This window comes from Massilia sp. Masssp94 (genome assembly GCF_059491305.1).
This window is the reverse complement of the sequence record NZ_CP168501.1, coordinates 1,991,228-2,008,505: the sequence shown is the minus strand read 5'-3', so window position 1 is coordinate 2,008,505 and position 17,278 is coordinate 1,991,228. Positions and strand designations below refer to the sequence as shown.

At 64.7% G+C, this 17,278-nt stretch carries 16 protein-coding genes, 2 tRNA genes and 1 rRNA gene; 7 read left to right on the top strand and 12 right to left on the bottom strand.

Annotation, left to right across the window (positions count from 1 at the left end; genetic code table 11):
• The first annotated feature begins 32 nt into the window (after positions 1–32).
• Positions 33–1,862 (top strand): M61 family metallopeptidase, encoded by a 1,830-nt coding sequence (locus ACEN9G_RS08810; RefSeq protein WP_413340265.1) that lies wholly within the window; start codon positions 33–35, stop codon positions 1,860–1,862.
• Here ACEN9G_RS08810 and ACEN9G_RS08805 read toward each other — a convergent pair.
• The 10 genes from ACEN9G_RS08805 to rpe form a co-directional block, all read right to left on the bottom strand.
• Positions 1,859–3,418, bottom strand: a complete 1,560-nt coding sequence (locus ACEN9G_RS08805; RefSeq protein WP_413340264.1) for a hybrid sensor histidine kinase/response regulator — start codon at positions 3,416–3,418, stop codon at positions 1,859–1,861. The two genes, ACEN9G_RS08810 and ACEN9G_RS08805, sit on opposite strands and share 4 nt — an antisense overlap.
• Before the next feature lie 5 nt (positions 3,419–3,423).
• A complete protein-coding gene (locus tag ACEN9G_RS08800; protein ID WP_413340262.1) occupies positions 3,424–4,230 on the bottom strand; it encodes an alpha/beta fold hydrolase in 807 nt (268 codons plus the stop codon).
• Between the two features lie 76 nt (positions 4,231–4,306).
• Positions 4,307–4,792, bottom strand: coding sequence for a TonB family protein (locus tag ACEN9G_RS08795; RefSeq protein ID WP_413340260.1), 486 nt, complete (start codon positions 4,790–4,792; stop codon positions 4,307–4,309).
• Between the two features lies 1 nt (position 4,793).
• Positions 4,794–5,594: an indole-3-glycerol phosphate synthase TrpC gene (gene trpC, locus ACEN9G_RS08790; protein WP_413340259.1), complete on the bottom strand. Its 801-nt coding sequence runs from the start codon at positions 5,592–5,594 to the stop codon at positions 4,794–4,796.
• Between the two features lie 8 nt (positions 5,595–5,602).
• Positions 5,603–6,241 (bottom strand): LysE family translocator, encoded by a 639-nt coding sequence (locus tag ACEN9G_RS08785; RefSeq protein ID WP_413340257.1) that lies wholly within the window; start codon positions 6,239–6,241, stop codon positions 5,603–5,605.
• Between the two features lies 1 nt (position 6,242).
• The gene (gene trpD, locus ACEN9G_RS08780) at positions 6,243–7,277 is read right to left on the bottom strand and encodes an anthranilate phosphoribosyltransferase (RefSeq protein WP_413340256.1); all 1,035 of its coding nucleotides are present in this window, start codon (positions 7,275–7,277) and stop codon (positions 6,243–6,245) included.
• A 115-nt stretch (positions 7,278–7,392) separates the two neighbouring features.
• Positions 7,393–7,962 carry an anthranilate synthase component II gene (locus ACEN9G_RS08775; protein ID WP_413340254.1) on the bottom strand — a complete coding sequence of 190 codons (570 nt, stop codon included), beginning with the start codon at positions 7,960–7,962 and terminating at the stop codon, positions 7,393–7,395.
• Between the two features lies 1 nt (position 7,963).
• The gene (gene trpE, locus ACEN9G_RS08770; protein WP_056129359.1) at positions 7,964–9,460 is read right to left on the bottom strand and encodes an anthranilate synthase component I; all 1,497 of its coding nucleotides are present in this window, start codon (positions 9,458–9,460) and stop codon (positions 7,964–7,966) included.
• 205 nt (positions 9,461–9,665) lie between these two features.
• The gene (locus ACEN9G_RS08765) at positions 9,666–10,364 is read right to left on the bottom strand and encodes a phosphoglycolate phosphatase (protein WP_413340252.1); all 699 of its coding nucleotides are present in this window, start codon (positions 10,362–10,364) and stop codon (positions 9,666–9,668) included.
• Positions 10,364–11,044: a ribulose-phosphate 3-epimerase gene (rpe, locus tag ACEN9G_RS08760; RefSeq protein ID WP_413340269.1), complete on the bottom strand. Its 681-nt coding sequence runs from the start codon at positions 11,042–11,044 to the stop codon at positions 10,364–10,366. Before rpe ends, ACEN9G_RS08765 begins: the two co-directional genes overlap by 1 nt.
• A gap of 110 nt (positions 11,045–11,154) precedes the next feature.
• On the opposite strand from rpe, the gene apaG reads away from it, so the two are divergent.
• On the top strand, positions 11,155–11,529 hold the full coding sequence (gene apaG, locus ACEN9G_RS08755) for a Co2+/Mg2+ efflux facilitator ApaG/CorD (RefSeq protein ID WP_413340250.1): 375 nt from the start codon (positions 11,155–11,157) through the stop codon (positions 11,527–11,529).
• Here the strand turns inward: apaG and ACEN9G_RS08750 are convergent, their stop codons facing one another.
• Complete coding sequence (locus ACEN9G_RS08750; RefSeq protein ID WP_267873821.1) at positions 11,530–11,658, bottom strand: hypothetical protein; 129 nt, start codon at positions 11,656–11,658, stop codon at positions 11,530–11,532. It lies immediately after the preceding gene.
• A gap of 22 nt (positions 11,659–11,680) precedes the next feature.
• Between ACEN9G_RS08750 and mltA the strand changes: the two genes are divergently transcribed.
• Complete coding sequence (gene mltA, locus ACEN9G_RS08745) at positions 11,681–12,892, top strand: murein transglycosylase A (RefSeq protein WP_413386514.1); 1,212 nt, start codon at positions 11,681–11,683, stop codon at positions 12,890–12,892.
• A 3-nt stretch (positions 12,893–12,895) separates the two neighbouring features.
• On the opposite strand, the gene ACEN9G_RS08740 is transcribed toward mltA, so the two are convergent.
• Complete coding sequence (locus tag ACEN9G_RS08740) at positions 12,896–14,158, bottom strand: MFS transporter (RefSeq protein WP_413344705.1); 1,263 nt, start codon at positions 14,156–14,158, stop codon at positions 12,896–12,898.
• Between the two features lie 91 nt (positions 14,159–14,249).
• On the opposite strand from ACEN9G_RS08740, the gene ACEN9G_RS08735 reads away from it, so the two are divergent.
• From ACEN9G_RS08735 to ACEN9G_RS08720, 4 genes are all read left to right on the top strand, one after another.
• A complete protein-coding gene (locus ACEN9G_RS08735; protein ID WP_160406459.1) occupies positions 14,250–15,026 on the top strand; it encodes an enoyl-CoA hydratase in 777 nt (258 codons plus the stop codon).
• 380 nt (positions 15,027–15,406) lie between these two features.
• A 16S ribosomal RNA gene (locus ACEN9G_RS08730) occupies positions 15,407–16,934 on the top strand.
• A gap of 81 nt (positions 16,935–17,015) precedes the next feature.
• Positions 17,016–17,092: transfer RNA gene (locus ACEN9G_RS08725), tRNA-Ile, on the top strand.
• Positions 17,093–17,103: 11 nt separating this feature from the next.
• A tRNA-Ala gene (locus tag ACEN9G_RS08720) sits at positions 17,104–17,179 on the top strand.
• The last annotated feature ends 99 nt before the right edge of the window (positions 17,180–17,278 follow it).

Here is a 17,278-nt window from a genome sequence, read left to right as displayed (position 1 = left end):
ACGGCGCATCGGAGAGAGATTGTTCACGTCATATGAAAAAAGCACCCCAGAAGCAGCCGCCGGCCATCCAGTACACCATCGTCCCGAAGGACCTCGCCGGGCACCTGTTCAACGTCACCGTCACCGTGGCGGAGCCGCATCCGGACGGGCAGGTGTTCGCGCTGCCGGCCTGGATCCCGGGCAGCTACATGATCCGAGAGTTCGCGCGCAACATCGTGCGCATCCGCGCCGAGGCCCGGGGGGAAGCGGTCCGTCTCACGAAGCTGGACAAGCATAGCTGGCAGGCCGCGCCCGTCGCCGGGCCGCTGACGCTGCATTACGAGGTGTATGCGTGGGACCTGTCGGTGCGCGCCGCCCACCTGGACCAGACCCACGGCTTCTTCAACGGCACGAGCGTGTTCCTGCGCGTCGTGGGCCAGGAGACGCGGCCGCACCAGGTCGACATCCAGCGTCCGGGCGACCCGGCCGCCCGCACGTGGCGCGTGGCCACCTCGCTGCCGGAAGGGGGCGCGAAGCGCTACGGCTTCGGCACCTATGTCGCGCGCGACTACGATGAGCTGATCGACCACCCCGTCGAGATGGGCGATTTCGTGCTGGGCGGCTTTACCGCGCACGGCGTACGCCACGACATCGTCATCACGGGCCGCGTGCCGAACCTGGACATGGCGCGCCTGGAAAAAGACCTGAAAGCCATCTGCGAGACGCAGATCGCGTTCTTCGAGCCGAAGACGAAGAAGGCGCCGATGGACCGCTACGTGTTCCTGACGATGGTCGTCGGCGATGGCTACGGCGGCCTGGAACACCGCGCGTCGACCGCGCTGATCTGCGCGCGCACCGACCTGCCGACGACGGCCGCGCCGAAGACCGCCGAGCCGAACGAGGGCTACATCAAGTTCCTGGGCCTGTGCAGCCACGAGTACTTCCACACCTGGAACGTCAAGCGCATCAAGCCGGCCGTGTTCGCGCCGTATGACCTGCAGGTCGAGAACTACACGCCGCTGCTCTGGCTGTTCGAGGGCTTTACGAGCTATTACGACGACCTGATGCTCGTGCGCAGCGGGATCATCAGCGAGGCCACGTACTTCAAGCTGCTCGGCAAGACGGTCGGCAGCGTCCTGCGCGGCACGGGCCGCACGAAGCAGAGCATTGCCGAGTCCAGCTTCGACGCCTGGAGCAAGTACTACCGCCAGGACGAGAACGCGCCGAACGCGATCATCAGCTATTACACCAAGGGTTCGCTGGTCGGCCTCGCGCTCGACCTGACGATCCGCGCGAAGACGGAAGGCGCGAAGTCGCTGGACGACATCATGCTCGCCTTGTGGGACCGCTACGGCCGCGACTTCTACAAAGGCAAGGAAGGAGGTGGGCGCGGGGTCACCGAGCAGGAGGTGGAAAGCCTGTTCGACGAGGTGAGCGGCGTGCGGTTGAAGTCGATCTTCGACCGCTACATCCGCGGCACGGAAGACATCCCGCTGGCCAAGCTGTACGCGCCGTTCAGCGTGAAGGTGACGGAAGAGCGCAAGAACGCCAAGCCGTCGCTGGACGCCGGCATCGGCCGCGACGCCGCCGGCGTCAAGCTGACGCAGGTGCACGAAGGCGGCGCGGCGCACCAGGCGGGCCTGTCGGCCGGCGACATCCTGATCGCCGTCGACAGCCTGCGCGTGAACGGCAACCCGTCCAACCTGGACCAGCTGCTCGCGCGCTACCGCGTGGGCGACACGGTGAGCGTGCACGCGTTCCGCCGCGACGAGCTGATGGCGTTCGACGTCACCCTGCAGGGCGACCGCGTGCCGTGCGTGCAGATCTCGGTGGCGCCGGGCACGCGCAAGGGGCCGGCGGTGAAGCGGCCGAGCGCAAGTTAATTCGGCAGATAGGATCGCAAGAGATCGAAATCGATCGGCTTGGTGAGGTGACGGTCGAACCCGGCCGCGAACGCCCGCTCGCGGTCCTTCTGCTGGCCCCACCCGGTCGTCGCAATCAGCGTGATGCCGGCCCCCGCAGACAGCTGGCGCACGCGGCGCGCCAGTTCGTAGCCGTTCATGTCCGGCAGGCCGATGTCGAGCAGGGCCACGGCCGGCGCGAAGCCGGGGAGCATCTCCAGCGCCCGGGCGGCCGTCGCCGCCGTTCTCACCTCGCAGCCGTGCAGCTCCAGCGTCATCGCCAGCGTCTCGGCGGCATCCTCGTTGTCGTCCACGACGAGGACGCGCAGTTGGGCCGGCGCCGCCGTTCCGGACGGTGCCTGCAAAGACGGCGCCCACACGCTGCCTTGCGCCAGCGGCAGCCGGATCGTGAACGTGCTGCCCAGGCCCGGTCCCGGGCTGTCCGCATGCACGCTGCCGCCGTGCAGTTCGACGATCCCGCGCACGAGCGCCAGGCCGATCCCGAGGCCGCCTTTCGACCGTTCGAGCGCCGGTTCGAGTTGCGAGAACATGTTGAAGACGGTGGCGAGCGCCGAGGCGGGCAGGCCGATGCCGTTGTCGCGCACGCTGATCTCGGCCGTGCCGTCGTCGCACGACAGCCGCAGCTCGATCGTGCCGCCATCCGGCGTGTACTTGGCCGCGTTGGTGAGCAGGTTGATGACGACCTGCGCGAGCCGCGTCGCATCGCCGTCCACGACCACGGGCGGCGCCGCGATGGACAGGCGCAGCGTGTGGCGCGCCGCTTCCATCGTCGCGGCGAGGTCGTGTGCCGCGCCCTGCACGAGGGCGGACAATTCCACCGGCGCGCGTTGCAGCTGCATGCGGCCCTGCGTGATGCGCGAGACTTCCATCAGGTCGTCGACGAGGCGCGTCAGGTGGCGCATCTGCCGGTCGAACGCCTGGAGCAGGCGGTTGTCCGTTCCGTGGCCGAACTTCAGCTTGAGGACGTCGAGCGCGCTGCGCATCGGCGCGAGCGGGTTGCGCAGTTCATGCGACAGGGTTGCGAGGAATTCGTCCTTGCGCCGGTCCGCGGCCGACAGCTGCGCATTCAGCTTTTGTAACTCCTCCTCGGCGCTGCGGCGCGCGTCCAGCGCCGCTTCCGCCGCCTTGCGGGCCGCCAGCAGTTCGCGTTCGTACGCGCGCCGGTCGGAGGCCTTGAACAGGGCCCAGTGGTCGATCATGTCGTCCGCTTCCTGGCGGCGGCTGATGTTGATCAGCATGGGCAGGCGCTCCTGGCGCTTGTTGCGCAGGTCGACCTGGATCTCGGCCACGGAGCCCTGCACCTGCAGGATCGGCTGGCAATGCGTGTGGTAGAACAGGCGGGCGCCCACCGGCAGCAGATCCTGCATGCGCACCTTGCCGACGAGCTCCTCCTCCGCATAGCCGAGCCACGTGCACGCCATGCTGTTCGCCCTCAGGATCACGCCGTCGGCCTCCGTCAGCAGCAATGCGCAGGCGGCTTGATCGAACAGGATGTCGCCGGAGGGCGCGGTCGGCACGGATGTCAGCGCAGTGCGTGCGCGAGGAAGTTGTCGATGGCGCGCGAGCTTTCCGTGGGCGCGCTCATGTGCGGGCAATGACCGACGTTCTCGATGACGTGCAGGACGCTGCCCGGCAGGTGCCGGTGCAGGAAGTCGCCGACGGCACGGGGCGCCACGAGGTCGTCGCTGCATTGCAGGATCAACGCCGGCACGGTCGAACGGGGCACGTCCGCGCGGTGGTCGGACAGGAACGTCACGCGGGCGAAATGCTTGGCGATCTCGGGATCGTTGCGGCAAAAGCTCTCGGTCAGCTCCTTGCGCAGTTCCGGACGGTCGGGCACGCCCATGATTGCGGGCGCCAGGCTGCTCGACCAGCCGAGGTAATTGGCGTCCATCGTCTCGAGCAGCTCGTCGATGTCTTCCCGGCTGAACCCGCCGACGTAGTCGCCGTCGTTGATGTAGCAGGGCGACGGGCCCACCATGACCTGCGCGACGAATTTTTCCGGCGCCTTGATCGTGGCCAGCAGGCCGATCATCGTGCTGACGGAATGGCCGACGAAGATGACGGGACCGGTCGCGCAGTCGTCGACGATCTCGAGCAGGTCGTCCGCGTAGCCGTGCAGGGTGCCGTACTTGTCGCGGTCGTACGCGGACAGGTCGGAACCGCCGCTGCCGACCAGGTCGAACGCGATCGTGCGGAAGCGATCCTCATAGGCCGGCGCCAGGAACCGCCACATGGTCTGGTCGCAGCCGAAGCCGTGGGCAAACACCATCGTCGCCGGGCCGGTGCCCGCCAGCCGGACATTGTTCCTGCGCTGTATTGTCGACATGAATATCAAATGTGTAAAAATGTAACAAATAATTATAGACCGAATATTGTCGAGCAGGCGCACCCGTCGCGCATGGTCACGGCGACGGCGATTCCGACGCCTGCGGCCCCGCCAGGCTGCGCAGCTGATACCGCTCGCTGTCCGCGAACAGGAAGGTTTCGGAGAACGTGAGCCGGCCCGCCGGCGGGGGCGGCAGCGGCGAACTGCGCCGCACGGACGCCAGCGCGATCTCGGACGCATCCGGATTGCGCGAGCGCTGCACGGCCACGTCCGCCAGCTGGCCGTCGCGGTCGACGGTGATCTCGAGCACGACGATGGCCGGCAGCATGGGCGGCAAGGTGCCCGTCCAGGCGCGTTCGGGATTGTGGTCGGCCACGTGGTGCGCGACCTGGGTCTTGTAGTCGTCCAGGCCAGCGGGCGCGGGGGCCGTCGGCGAGGCGGGATGGAAGATACGTCCGACGGAAGAGGTGACAGCCTCGGTGGCCGTCCTGACGCTCGAGCATCCGCCCAGGCCTGCGATCGAGATAACGAGAACGAGGCCTGCGCGGATGATCGTGTTCATGTCAGTCGAATAAGCGTTTGAGTTCCGTGCCGGGATCGGGCGCGCGCATGAACGCTTCGCCCACCAGGAACGCATGCACGTTGGCGTCGCGCATGCGCTTGACGTCGGCGGGCGCCAGGATCGCGGACTCCGTGACCACGAGCCGTTCCGCCGGAATGCGCGGCAGCAGGCCGATGGTCGTGTCGAGCGTGACCTCGAAAGTGCGCAGGTTGCGGTTGTTGATGCCCAGCAGGCGCGTATTGAGCTTCAGGGCCGCATCCAGTTCGTCGCCGTCATGGACTTCGACCAGCACGTCCATGCCGAGTTCCTGGGCACATGCCTCAAGATCCGCCATCAGGCCATGATCCAGCGCAGCGACGATCAGCAGAATCGCGTCCGCACCCATCGCGCGGGCTTCGTATACCTGGTACGGGTCGATGATGAAATCCTTGCGGATCACGGGCAGGTTGCACGCGGCGCGCGCCTGCTTCAGGTACTCGGGCGAGCCCTGGAAGAATTGCACGTCGGTCAGGACGGACAGGCACGATGCGCCGCCCGCGGCATAGCTCCGGGCGATCTCGGCCGGACGGAAGTCGGCGCGGATCACGCCTTTCGACGGCGACGCTTTTTTCACTTCGGCGATCACGCCCGCACGGCCCGCGTCAATGCTGCGGCGCAGGCTCGCCTCGAAGCCGCGCAGGTCGGCGCGCAGGGCGGCATCGCTTTCGACGTCGCGGCGCAGGCTGTTGAAATCGCGCTGCTGCTTGGCCGCGGCGACTTCCGTGGCTTTGACGTCGAGGATCTTGTTCAGGATATCGGACATGGTGGTATTCAGTGTTGTTTCGCCAGCGCCAGCTTGACGCCGAGCCAGACGAACAGGCCGCCGGTGGCGCGGTTGAGCCATTGCGCGACGGCGGGATTCGGTTTCAGGCGCGCGCGTGCCTGCGCGGTGAACAGCGCCAGCGCATGGCACCACAACATGCCGTTGATGTTGAAGATGGCGCCCAGGATCAGGAAGGCGGCCGCCTTGTGCGGCGCGTTCGCGTCGATGAATTGCGGGACGAAGGCGAGGAAGAACAGCGCCACCTTCGGGTTCAGCACGTTCGTCAGGATGCCTTGCGCGTAGATGCGGCGCAGGGGCAGCGGGGCGACGGTGAGCGGCTGAGCGGCGGCACCGTCGCCGCGCTTGCTGAGCAGCATGCCGACAGCCAGGTACAGGATGTACGCGGCGCCAAGCAGCTTGACGACGGTGAACGCGGCGGCCGACGTGGCCAGGATCGCCGACAGGCCGAGCGCCGCAGCGAAGATGTGCACGAAGGTGCCCGTGCCGATGCCGAGGGCCGCCGCGCTGCCGGCGCGCCAGCCCTGCGTCGCGCTGCGCGTCATGATGAGCAGCGAGTCCGGCCCCGGCATGATGTTCAGCAGCAGGCCGGACACGACGAACAGCGCGAGGTCGTGGATGCCGAACATGTCAGCTCGCCGCGCCGAGCTGGCGCGTGACGCTCACGAACTGGTCGAGCTTCGCCAGCGCCGCGCCCGACGCGATGGCGGTGCGGGCGCGCTGCAGGCCGTCCTCGATGGACGCCGCCACGCCGGCCGCGTACAGCGCCGTGCCCGCGTTCAGCGCCACGATGTCGTGGGCCGGACCCGGTTCGCCGCGCAGCGCTTCCATGATGCGCGCCTTCGATTCGGTGGCGTCGGCCACTTTCAGGTTGCGGCTGGCGATCATCGCGAGGCCGTAGTCTTCCGGGTGGATCTCGTATTCGCGGATTTCGCCGTTGACGAGTTCACCGACCATCGTGCCGGCGCCGAGCGAGACTTCGTCCATGTTGTCGCGGCCCCAGACGACGAGCGCATGCTGGGCGCCGAGGCGCTGCAGCACGCGCACCTGGATGCCGACGAGGTCCGGGTGGAACACGCCCATCAGGATGTTCGGCGCGCCCGCCGGATTCGTCAGCGGGCCGAGGATGTTGAAGATGCTGCGCACGCCCATCTCGCGCCGGACGGCGGCCACGTTCTTCATGGCCGCGTGGTGGTTCGGGGCGAACATGAAGCCGATGCCCGTCTGCGCGATCGACTGGGCGATCTGCTCGGGTTTCAGGTCGATGTGCGCGCCCAGCGATTCGATGACGTCCGCGCTGCCGGACGACGACGACACGCTGCGCCCGCCGTGCTTCGCGACGCGCGCGCCGGCGGCGGCTGCGACGAACATCGACGCGGTCGAGATATTGAAGGTGTGCGCGCCGTCGCCGCCGGTGCCGACGATGTCGACGAGGTGCGTCGTGTCGGCCATCGGGACCTTGGTGGAGAATTCGCGCATCACCTGCGCCGCGGCGGTGATCTCGCCGATGGTTTCCTTCTTCACGCGCAGGCCCATGGTCAGCGCGGCGACCATCGTCGGCGAGATTTCGCCGGACATGATTTGGCGGAACAGATGCAGCATCTCGTCGTGGAAGATTTCACGGTGCTCGATGCAGCGGAGGAGGGCTTCTTGTGGGGTGATCATGGCAGGTCCAGTATGAATATACACCTCGTCGCCCCCGCGCAGGCGGGGGCCCAATTGCTGTGCGGCGTGCAAGCAACTTGGGTTCCCGCCTTCGCGGGAACGACGTCGTTCTTGCTCAGGCGGTGCGTTCGAGGAAGTTCTTCAGCATCGCATGCCCGTGCTCCGACAGGATCGACTCGGGGTGGAACTGCACGCCCTCGATGTCGAATTCCTTGTGGCGCACGCCCATGATTTCGCCGTCGTCCGTCCACGCCGTCACTTCCAGGCACGCGGGCAGCGACGCGCGCTCGATCGCCAGCGAGTGGTAGCGGATCACCGTGAAGGGGCTCGGCAGGCCCTTGAACACGCCTTCGCCGATGTGCGCGATCTTCGACGTCTTGCCGTGCATGACCTGCTTGGCGCGGATGATCCTGCCGCCGAACGCTTCGCCGATGGCCTGGTGGCCCAGGCACACGCCGAGGATCGGCTTCTTCCCTTTGAATTCGCGCAGCACGTCCACCGACACGCCGGCATCCTTCGGCGATTTCGGGCCCGGCGAGATGCAGATGCGGTCCGGGTCCAGGTCCGCGATTTGTTCGAGGGTGATCTCGTCGTTGCGCACGGTGCGCACTTCCTCGCCCAGCTCACCGAAGTACTGCACGATGTTGTAGGTGAACGAGTCGTAGTTGTCGATCATGAGCAGCATGTCAGATCTCCCCATCCAGTCCGTCTTGCACTTGCTCGGCCGCGCGCAGCACGGCGCGCGCCTTGTGTTCCGTTTCCAGCCATTCCATCTCGGGGATGGAATCCGCGACGATGCCCGCCGACGCCTGCACGTACAGGTTGCCGTCCTTGATCACGCCCGTGCGGATCGCGATCGCCACGTCCATCTCGCCGCCGAAGGAGAGATAACCGCAGGCGCCGCCGTAGATGCCGCGCATCACGGGTTCGAGTTCGTCGATGATTTCCATCGCGCGCACTTTCGGCGCACCCGTCAGCGTGCCGGCCGGGAAGGTGGCGCGCAGCACGTCCAGGTTCGACATGCCGTCCTTGAGCGTGCCTTCCACGTTGGAGACGATGTGCTGCACGTGCGAGTACTTCTCGATGACCATCTGGTCCGTGACTTTCACGCTGCCGGTCGTGGCGATGCGGCCGATGTCGTTGCGCGCCAGGTCGATCAGCATCACGTGTTCCGCCACTTCCTTCGGATCGTTCAGCAGTTCGTGCGCCAGTTCGGCGTCGCGTTCCGGCGTCGAACCGCGCGGGCGCGTGCCGGCGATCGGGCGCAGCGTCACCTTGCGGCCGCCGTCGGCGTCCTTCTCGTTGCGCACCAGGATTTCGGGCGACGAACCCACGATCTGCATGTCGCCGAAGTTGTAGTAGTACATGTACGGCGACGGATTCAGCGAGCGCAGCGAACGGTACAGCGACAGCGGCGAATCCACGTACGGCTTGCGGATGCGCTGGCCGATCTGCACCTGCATCAGGTCGCCCGCCATCACGTATTCCTTCGCGACGGCGACGGCCTTCAGGTAGTCTTCCTTGCTGAAGTCGCGCACGGCCTCGGTGCGTACGGAGCTCGACGTCACCGGCGCGTCCACGCTCCGGCGCAGCATCACGCGCAAGTCCTTCAGGCGCTGGCGGGCCTTGTTGTAGGCTTCGGGCTGGGACGGATCGGCATATACGATGAGATACAGTTTGCCCGACAGGTTGTCGATCACCGCCAGCTCTTCCGTCACCATCAGCTGGATTTCCGGCAGGTCCAGTTCGTCGCGCGGCGCCGTGTGCGCCAGCTTCTTCTCGATGTGGCGCACGGTGTCGTAGCCGAAGTAGCCGGCCAGGCCGCCGCAGAAGCGGGGCAGGCCCGGGCGCAGCGCGACCTTGAAGCGGGATTGATAGGCCTCGATGAAGTCGAGCGGATTGCCTTCGTGCGTCTCGATGACTTCCCCGTTCTTCTCGACCGTCGTGACATTGCCGCGCGTGCGCAGCAGCGTCCTGGCCGGCAGGCCGATGAAGGAGTAGCGGCCGAAGCGCTCGCCGCCGACCACGGACTCGAGCAGGAACGTGTTCTTGCCGGCGTCCTGGCTCTGGGCCAGCTTCAGGTACAAGGTGAGCGGGGTTTCGAGATCAGCAAATGCTTCCGCGATCAGGGGAATACGGTTATAGCCTTGCGTGGCGAGCGATTTGAATTCGAGTTCGGTCATGCTTTTCTCCGGGCCGCCCGCAGGAAGGGGAACGGGCGGCGATTTCTTCAAAAAACCTGCCGGTATCTATGTGCACAGGGCGTGCACCGGCAGCAATCAGCTTGGGTCAGATGGACCAGGATTGCCAGCGTCGCCACAGCCAGGCCTCATGGGCACCGGTTGGGTTGACGATGTGTTTTTTGGCGAAAAACATGGAGTAGATGGTTTAGGAGTTGGCTTTGTTATGAGCGCTGATCAGTTCAGCCGCTTCAAGTAGCGAACCAACTATACCATCGGAATTAATACTTTGCACAGGTTTTCCGTGGTTGTAGCCATACGGGACCGACAGCACGAAGCACCCGGCCGCGCGCGCGGCTTCGGCGTCGTTGCTGGAGTCGCCGATCGCGACCACGCGCGCCGGCTCCACGTCGAAGTCGCGGCAGACCTGCAGCAGCGGCATCGGATCCGGCTTCTTGCGCGGGAACGAGTCGCCGCCGTAGACCAGCTCGAAGTAGGGTGTGAGGCCCTTCTTCGCGAGGAGCGGCTGGGTGAACGCGACGGGTTTATTGGTCACGCATGCGAGGCGCAGGCCCAGGTCCTTCAGGGCCTGCAGGCCTTCGATCACGTGCGGATACAAGGTCGCGCGTTCGCCGTTGATGGCGAGGTAGTGGCGCTGGTAGGCGGCCATCGCGTCGTCGAACACGGCGTCGATGCGGTCCGTGTCGTAGTCGCGGGCCAGCACGTCGCGGATCAGCTTTTCCGATCCCTTGCCGACCATCGGTTCGATGATCTGCTGGGTGATCGGCGCCAGGCCGAATTCCGCGCGCATGCCGTTCAGCGCAAGCTCGAAATCCGGCACGGTGTGCAGCATCGTGCCGTCCAGGTCGATGATGGCGGCCCGGATCGCCGCAGCGCCGGCTTTCATCAGGCGGCCTTTTTCGAGACGGTGGCCAGTTCGGCGCGCATCGCGTCGATGACGGCCTTGTAGTCCGGCTTGCCGAAGATGGCGGAACCGGCCACGAACGTGTCGGCGCCGGCTGCGGCGGCGGCGGCGATGTTGTCGGCCTTGATGCCGCCGTCGACCTCCAGCAGGATGTCGCGGCCCGATTCATCGATCATGCGGCGCGCGAGCGCGATCTTCTTCAGCGCTTCCGGGATGAACGACTGGCCGCCGAAGCCCGGGTTGACGGACATGATGAGGATCATGTCGATCTTGTCCATCACGTGTTCCAGGTGGTGCAGCGGGGTGCCCGGGTTGAACACGAGGCCGGCCTTGCAGCCGTTGTCGCGGATGAGCTGCAGCGTGCGGTCGATGTGTTCCGACGCTTCCGGGTGGAAGGTGATGATGTCGGCACCGGCCTTGGCGAAATCGGGAATGATGCGGTCGACCGGCTTGACCATCAGGTGGACGTCGATCGGCACCTGCACGTGCGGACGGATGGCCTGGCATACCAGCGGGCCGATCGTCAGGTTGGGAACATAATGGTTGTCCATCACGTCGAAGTGGATGATGTCGGCGCCGGCGGCGACGACATTGCGCACTTCCTCGCCCAGGCGGGCGAAGTCGGCGGACAGGATGCTGGGAGCGATGCGGTAGGTCATGATGGGCCGGGGTTGCTTAAGACAAAGCCAGCATTGTACGCCGACGCCGTGCTTTCGGCCGACGTTGTATCATGTGGGCCAAGCGCTCTTTTGCCATTTCAACAAGGAACACCATGCCCGCCTACGATTTCGAGATCACCGTCAGGACCCAATACCTGCCGGAGCAATCCCACCCGGAGCGGACGCAGCACGTGTTCACCTACACGATCACGATCAGGAACACGGGCACCGTGGCGGCCCAGCTGATCTCGCGTCACTGGGTGATCACGGACGCCAACAACAAGGTGCAGGAAGTGCGGGGCCTGGGCGTCGTCGGCCACCAGCCTCTGCTGCAGCCGGGCGAGCAATTCGAATACACGAGCGGCACCCAGATGGAAACGCCGCAGGGTTCGATGGTCGGCGAGTATTTCTTCGTCGCCGAGGACGGCCACCGTTTCGAAGTCAAGATTCCCGAATTCGTGCTGTCGCTGCCGCACGCATTGCACTGATCAGATCTCGGGCGTATCGTTCTTCCTGGTCGAGGACGGCTTCTGCTCGGGCTTGCGGCCCGAGAACATCGTCCACCAGACGATGAACACCAGCAGGAACAAGGCCACGCCGGCCTCCAACATCAGCATCCACATTCCGTTGTCATCCCATATGTTTTCGACACGCCGCAGTGTACCCGCTTTATTGACCCTCGTCGCCTTGCTGGCGGCATGTACCACGACGCCGCCCCCGCAGCCGCCGGTCAGGCTGCCGCCGCCCGTCGGGCCCGTGCCGGTGCCGCCGACCCAGCCGCCGGCGCAGCCGCAACAACCGCCGCCGCCCGCGCCCCTGTTCACGCCGGTCTCGTTCGATGCGTTGCCGGGCTGGCAGCAGGACGACCTGCGCCAGGCCTGGCCTGCGTTCCAGGCTTCCTGCCGCGCGCTGGGCGCGAAGCCGGACTGGAAGGCGCCGTGCGCGGCCGGCAAATCGGTCGACCCCGACGACGGCACGGCCATCCGCCAGTTCTTCGAGACGTATTTCGTGCCGAATCTCGTGCGCACGCCCGACGGCGCGGACGCGGGCCTGATCACGGGCTACTATGAGCCGATGCTGCGCGGCGCCCGCAAGCGCGGCGGCGCATACCAGACGCCTCTCTATAAAGTACCGGACGACCTGATCACCGTGAACCTGGCGAGCGTCTACCCGAGCCTGAAGGGCATGCGGCTGCGCGGACGCCTCGTCGGCAAGACCGTCGTCCCGTACGCCACGCGCGCCGACATCGAGCGCGCGCGCATCCCGGGCAAGGAACTGGTGTGGGTCGACGATCCCGTGGAGGCGTTCTTCCTCGAAGTGCAGGGCTCCGGCCGCGTGCAGCTGGACGACGGCGACACCGTGCGCATCGCCTACGCCGACCAGAACGGCCATCCGTACAAGGCGATCGGCCGCTGGCTGATCGACCAGGGAGAGTTGGCGCCGGGCGAGGCGACGGCGCAGGGCATCAAGGCGTGGATCGCCGCGCATCCGGAGCGCCGCCAGGAACTCCTCAACGTCAACCCGAGCTACGTGTTCTTCCGCGAGGAGCGCCTGCCCGATCCGAACGTCGGCCCGAAGGGCGCCCTGGGCGTGCCGTTGACGCCCACGCGCTCCGTCGCCGTCGACCCGGCCTTCATCCCGCTCGGCGCGCCGCTGTTCCTGTCGACGACGGAACCGGCGGGCGACGTGCCGCTGCGGCGCCTCGTGATGGCGCAGGACACGGGCGGCGCCATCAAGGGCGCCGTGCGCGCGGACTTCTTCTTCGGCTTCGGCGGCCAGGCGGCCGACAACGCGGGCCGCATGAAGCAGCGCGGGCAGATCTGGGCGCTGCTGCCGCGACCGGGTAACTGAGGCTTATTGCCGTATCCGGTGCAGGCGGGTGCCGAACAGCGTGGTGAACGTCAGCAGCAGGGCGCCCGCCGCGACGACCGTCAGGCCGCCGCGCACGCCGAGCCGCTCGGCCAGCGCACCGGCACCGGCCGCGCCGATGGGCGCCACGGCCACCGTCATGAAGCGCATCGTCGACGTCATCCGCCCCAGCAGCGCATCGGGCGTGACGCGCTGGCGCAGCGCGAGATAGGGCAGGAAGAACAGGGTGCCGCCGCAATCGAGGCAGAACACGACGCCGGCATAGGCGGCCGCCGTGGCGGCGCGGCTGCCCAGCAGGTCGCGCGGGATCGTCGGCATCAGCATGAAGCCGAGGCACGAGATGCACAGGCCCGTGGCGATGGCGCCGCCGGAGCCGAAGCGGCGCGTCAGCGGTTTCAATAGCAGAGAGCTCAACAAGACGCCGGCGCCGCCCAGCATCTGCGAGGTGCCCATCAGGCCCGGCGACATCCCCAGCACGCGCGTGGCGAACAGCACGTACAGCGCCGTGTAGCCATAGAACAGCAGGTGCCAGCAGGCGGACGTCCACGCCAGCAGGCGCAGCACCGGCTGGCTCCACACGAATTTCAATCCTTCGGCCACGTCGCGCAGTACGTGCGATTGGGGCGGCTGCGGTTGCGGCTCGCGCGTGCGGATCCGGCGCAGATTCCACAGCGAGACCGTAAAGCCGGCCACGTTGCACAGGATCGCGACAGGCGCCCCCAGTGCCTGCACGAGCAGGCCCGCGATGCCGGGACCGAGCAGGCGCGAGGCGGATTCGGTCGCGCCCAGCTTCGATTGCGCATCGATGAGGCCATCGCGGCCCACGAGGAACGTCAGGAAGATCTGCTCCGCGCTGCCGCCCACGACGAATCCCGTCCCCAACATGAACTGCACGGCGTACAGCCAGTGCACGCTGAGCCACCCCTGCCACCATGCGAACGGCACGCTGGCGAGGCTCAGCGCGACCATCGCATCGCTGGCCAGCATGACGGGCAGGCGCCGGCTGCGGTCGAGCAGGACGCCCGTCGGCAGCGAGAACAGCAGGAACGGCAGGGAGCCGACGGCGGCCAGGGTACCCATCTGGGCTGGCGTCGCGTGCAGCAGCAGGGCCGCGCAGATCGGGAGGGCCAGCAGCGTGATCTGGGCGCCGAAGTTGGTCAGCGTGCTGCTGAACCAGAAACGGCGAAAGTCGGCGTTGCGCAGCTGGCGGTCGGTCGACAGGCGGCTGAGGAGGGAGAGAGGGGGCACGGGTAGATGATAACAAACGCATGATTGCCGTATACGTCACATGCGTCGTTCAGGCGCTACAATCTGGGCTCATCTTATTAAGGGGTGTCCCATGGAATATTCTGACCTGCTGATCGAACACCACGACAAGGTGGTCGTGATCCGCCTGAACCGTCCGAAGGCGCTGAACGCCCTCAACGACAACATGATGAACGAGCTGGGCGACGCGCTCTACAAATTCGACGCCGATCCGGCCGTCAACGTCATCATCCTGACCGGCAGCGACAAGGTGTTCGCCGCGGGCGCCGACATCGCCGCGATGGCCAATTACACGTATGCCGATACGTATCCGGGTAATTACATCGGCCGCAACTGGGAACACATCCTCAATGTGCGCAAGCCGGTGATCGGCGTCGTCGCCGGCTATGCGCTGGGTGGCGGCTGCGAACTGGCGATGATGTGCGACTTCCTGATCGCGTCGGAGACGGCCAAGTTCGGCCAGCCGGAGATCAAGGTCGGCGTGACCCCGGGCGCGGGCGGTACGCAGCGCCTCCCGCGCGCGATCGGCAAGTCGAAAGCCATGGACATGCTGCTGACGGCGCGCATGATCGATGCGGCGGAAGCTGAGCGCACGGGTCTCGTGTCCCGCGTCGTGCCGGCCGACCTCGTGATGACGGTGGCGCTGGAAGTGGCGGAGACGATCGCCGCGATGCCGGTGTCGGTGGCCATGCAGATCAAGGATGCGGTCAACCGCGCGTTCGAGACGACCCTGACCGAAGGCGTACGTTATGAGCGCCGCTTCTTCCATGCGGGCTTCGGTACGCCGGCGCAGAAGGAGGGGATGGCGGCGTTCCTGGAGAAGCGCAAGCCGAATTTCGAGGGTATGTAATTCCCAACACCCCTTGCACGGATGCGGGCGGGTTTGCTATAGTTCGCGTCCTGCTTCTGCAGCGCATGAAATCGAACGAATTCAGTGTGTTGCAGAAACAGCGAGGGGTTGACGAGTTAAGCGAAGCACTGCATAATCTCACTTCTCTGCTGCTGACGAACAAAACGATTCGCAAGCGCAGCAAGGCAGTACCGAATACAGCTCTTTAACAATCAACAGTCGATAAGTGTGGGCGTTTGATGAGGTGCCAGTATCGCTTCGGTGATACTGAATGCTTAAATTATCAAATGTTCACGCAAAAGAAATACGTTGCTCAGCAATGAGTGACGGTCAGTATTTTGAGTGAGCGACATGCTACGAAAGTAGCAAAAACAGAGATTAAACTGAAGAGTTTGATCCTGGCTCAGATTGAACGCTGGCGGCATGCTTTACACATGCAAGTCGAACGGCAGCGCGGGGCAACCTGGCGGCGAGTGGCGAACGGGTGAGTAATATATCGGAACGTACCCAAGAGTGGGGGATAACGTAGCGAAAGTTACGCTAATACCGCATACGATCCAAGGATGAAAGTGGGGGACCTTCGGGCCTCATGCTCCTGGAGCGGCCGATATCTGATTAGCTAGTTGGTGAGGTAAAGGCTCACCAAGGCGACGATCAGTAGCTGGTCTGAGAGGACGACCAGCCACACTGGGACTGAGACACGGCCCAGACTCCTACGGGAGGCAGCAGTGGGGAATTTTGGACAATGGGCGCAAGCCTGATCCAGCAATGCCGCGTGAGTGAAGAAGGCCTTCGGGTTGTAAAGCTCTTTTGTCAGGGAAGAAACGGTTCAGGCTAATATCCTGGGCTAATGACGGTACCTGAAGAATAAGCACCGGCTAACTACGTGCCAGCAGCCGCGGTAATACGTAGGGTGCAAGCGTTAATCGGAATTACTGGGCGTAAAGCGTGCGCAGGCGGTTTTGTAAGTCTGTCGTGAAAGCCCCGGGCTTAACCTGGGAATTGCGATGGAGACTGCAAGGCTTGAATCTGGCAGAGGGGGTAGAATTCCACGTGTAGCAGTGAAATGCGTAGAGATGTGGAGGAACACCGATGGCGAAGGCAGCCCCCTGGGTCAAGATTGACGCTCATGCACGAAAGCGTGGGGAGCAAACAGGATTAGATACCCTGGTAGTCCACGCCCTAAACGATGTCTACTAGTTGTCGGGTCTTAATTGACTTGGTAACGCAGCTAACGCGTGAAGTAGACCGCCTGGGGAGTACGGTCGCAAGATTAAAACTCAAAGGAATTGACGGGGACCCGCACAAGCGGTGGATGATGTGGATTAATTCGATGCAACGCGAAAAACCTTACCTACCCTTGACATGTCAGGAACCCTCGAGAGATTGAGGGGTGCCCGAAAGGGAACCTGAACACAGGTGCTGCATGGCTGTCGTCAGCTCGTGTCGTGAGATGTTGGGTTAAGTCCCGCAACGAGCGCAACCCTTGTCATTAGTTGCTACGAAAGGGCACTCTAATGAGACTGCCGGTGACAAACCGGAGGAAGGTGGGGATGACGTCAAGTCCTCATGGCCCTTATGGGTAGGGCTTCACACGTCATACAATGGTACATACAGAGGGCCGCCAACCCGCGAGGGGGAGCTAATCCCAGAAAGTGTATCGTAGTCCGGATCGCAGTCTGCAACTCGACTGCGTGAAGTTGGAATCGCTAGTAATCGCGGATCAGCATGCCGCGGTGAATACGTTCCCGGGTCTTGTACACACCGCCCGTCACACCATGGGAGCGGGTTTTACCAGAAGTAGGTAGCTTAACCGCAAGGAGGGCGCTTACCACGGTAGGATTCGTGACTGGGGTGAAGTCGTAACAAGGTAGCCGTATCGGAAGGTGCGGCTGGATCACCTCCTTTCTAGAGTGGCACGGGAGCTTACGCTCCATCATCAAGCGCCCACGCTTATCGACTGTTCAAAGTTAAACGAGAAGAGTTTTCGGGGCTGTAGCTCAGCTGGTTAGAGCACCGTGTTGATAACGCGGGGGTCGTTGGTTCGAGTCCAACCAGCCCTACCACGTTATGCGTCGGGGGATTAGCTCAGCTGGGAGAGCACCTGCTTTGCAAGCAGGGGGTCGTCGGTTCGATCCCGTCATCCTCCACCACTACCTTTACGTAAGACGCTAGTTTTAGGTAAGCGTAGTTCTCGTTCTTTAACAATCTGGAAGAAGTAAAGTTTTCTTTAAGCGTGTAGCTGGCGAAAG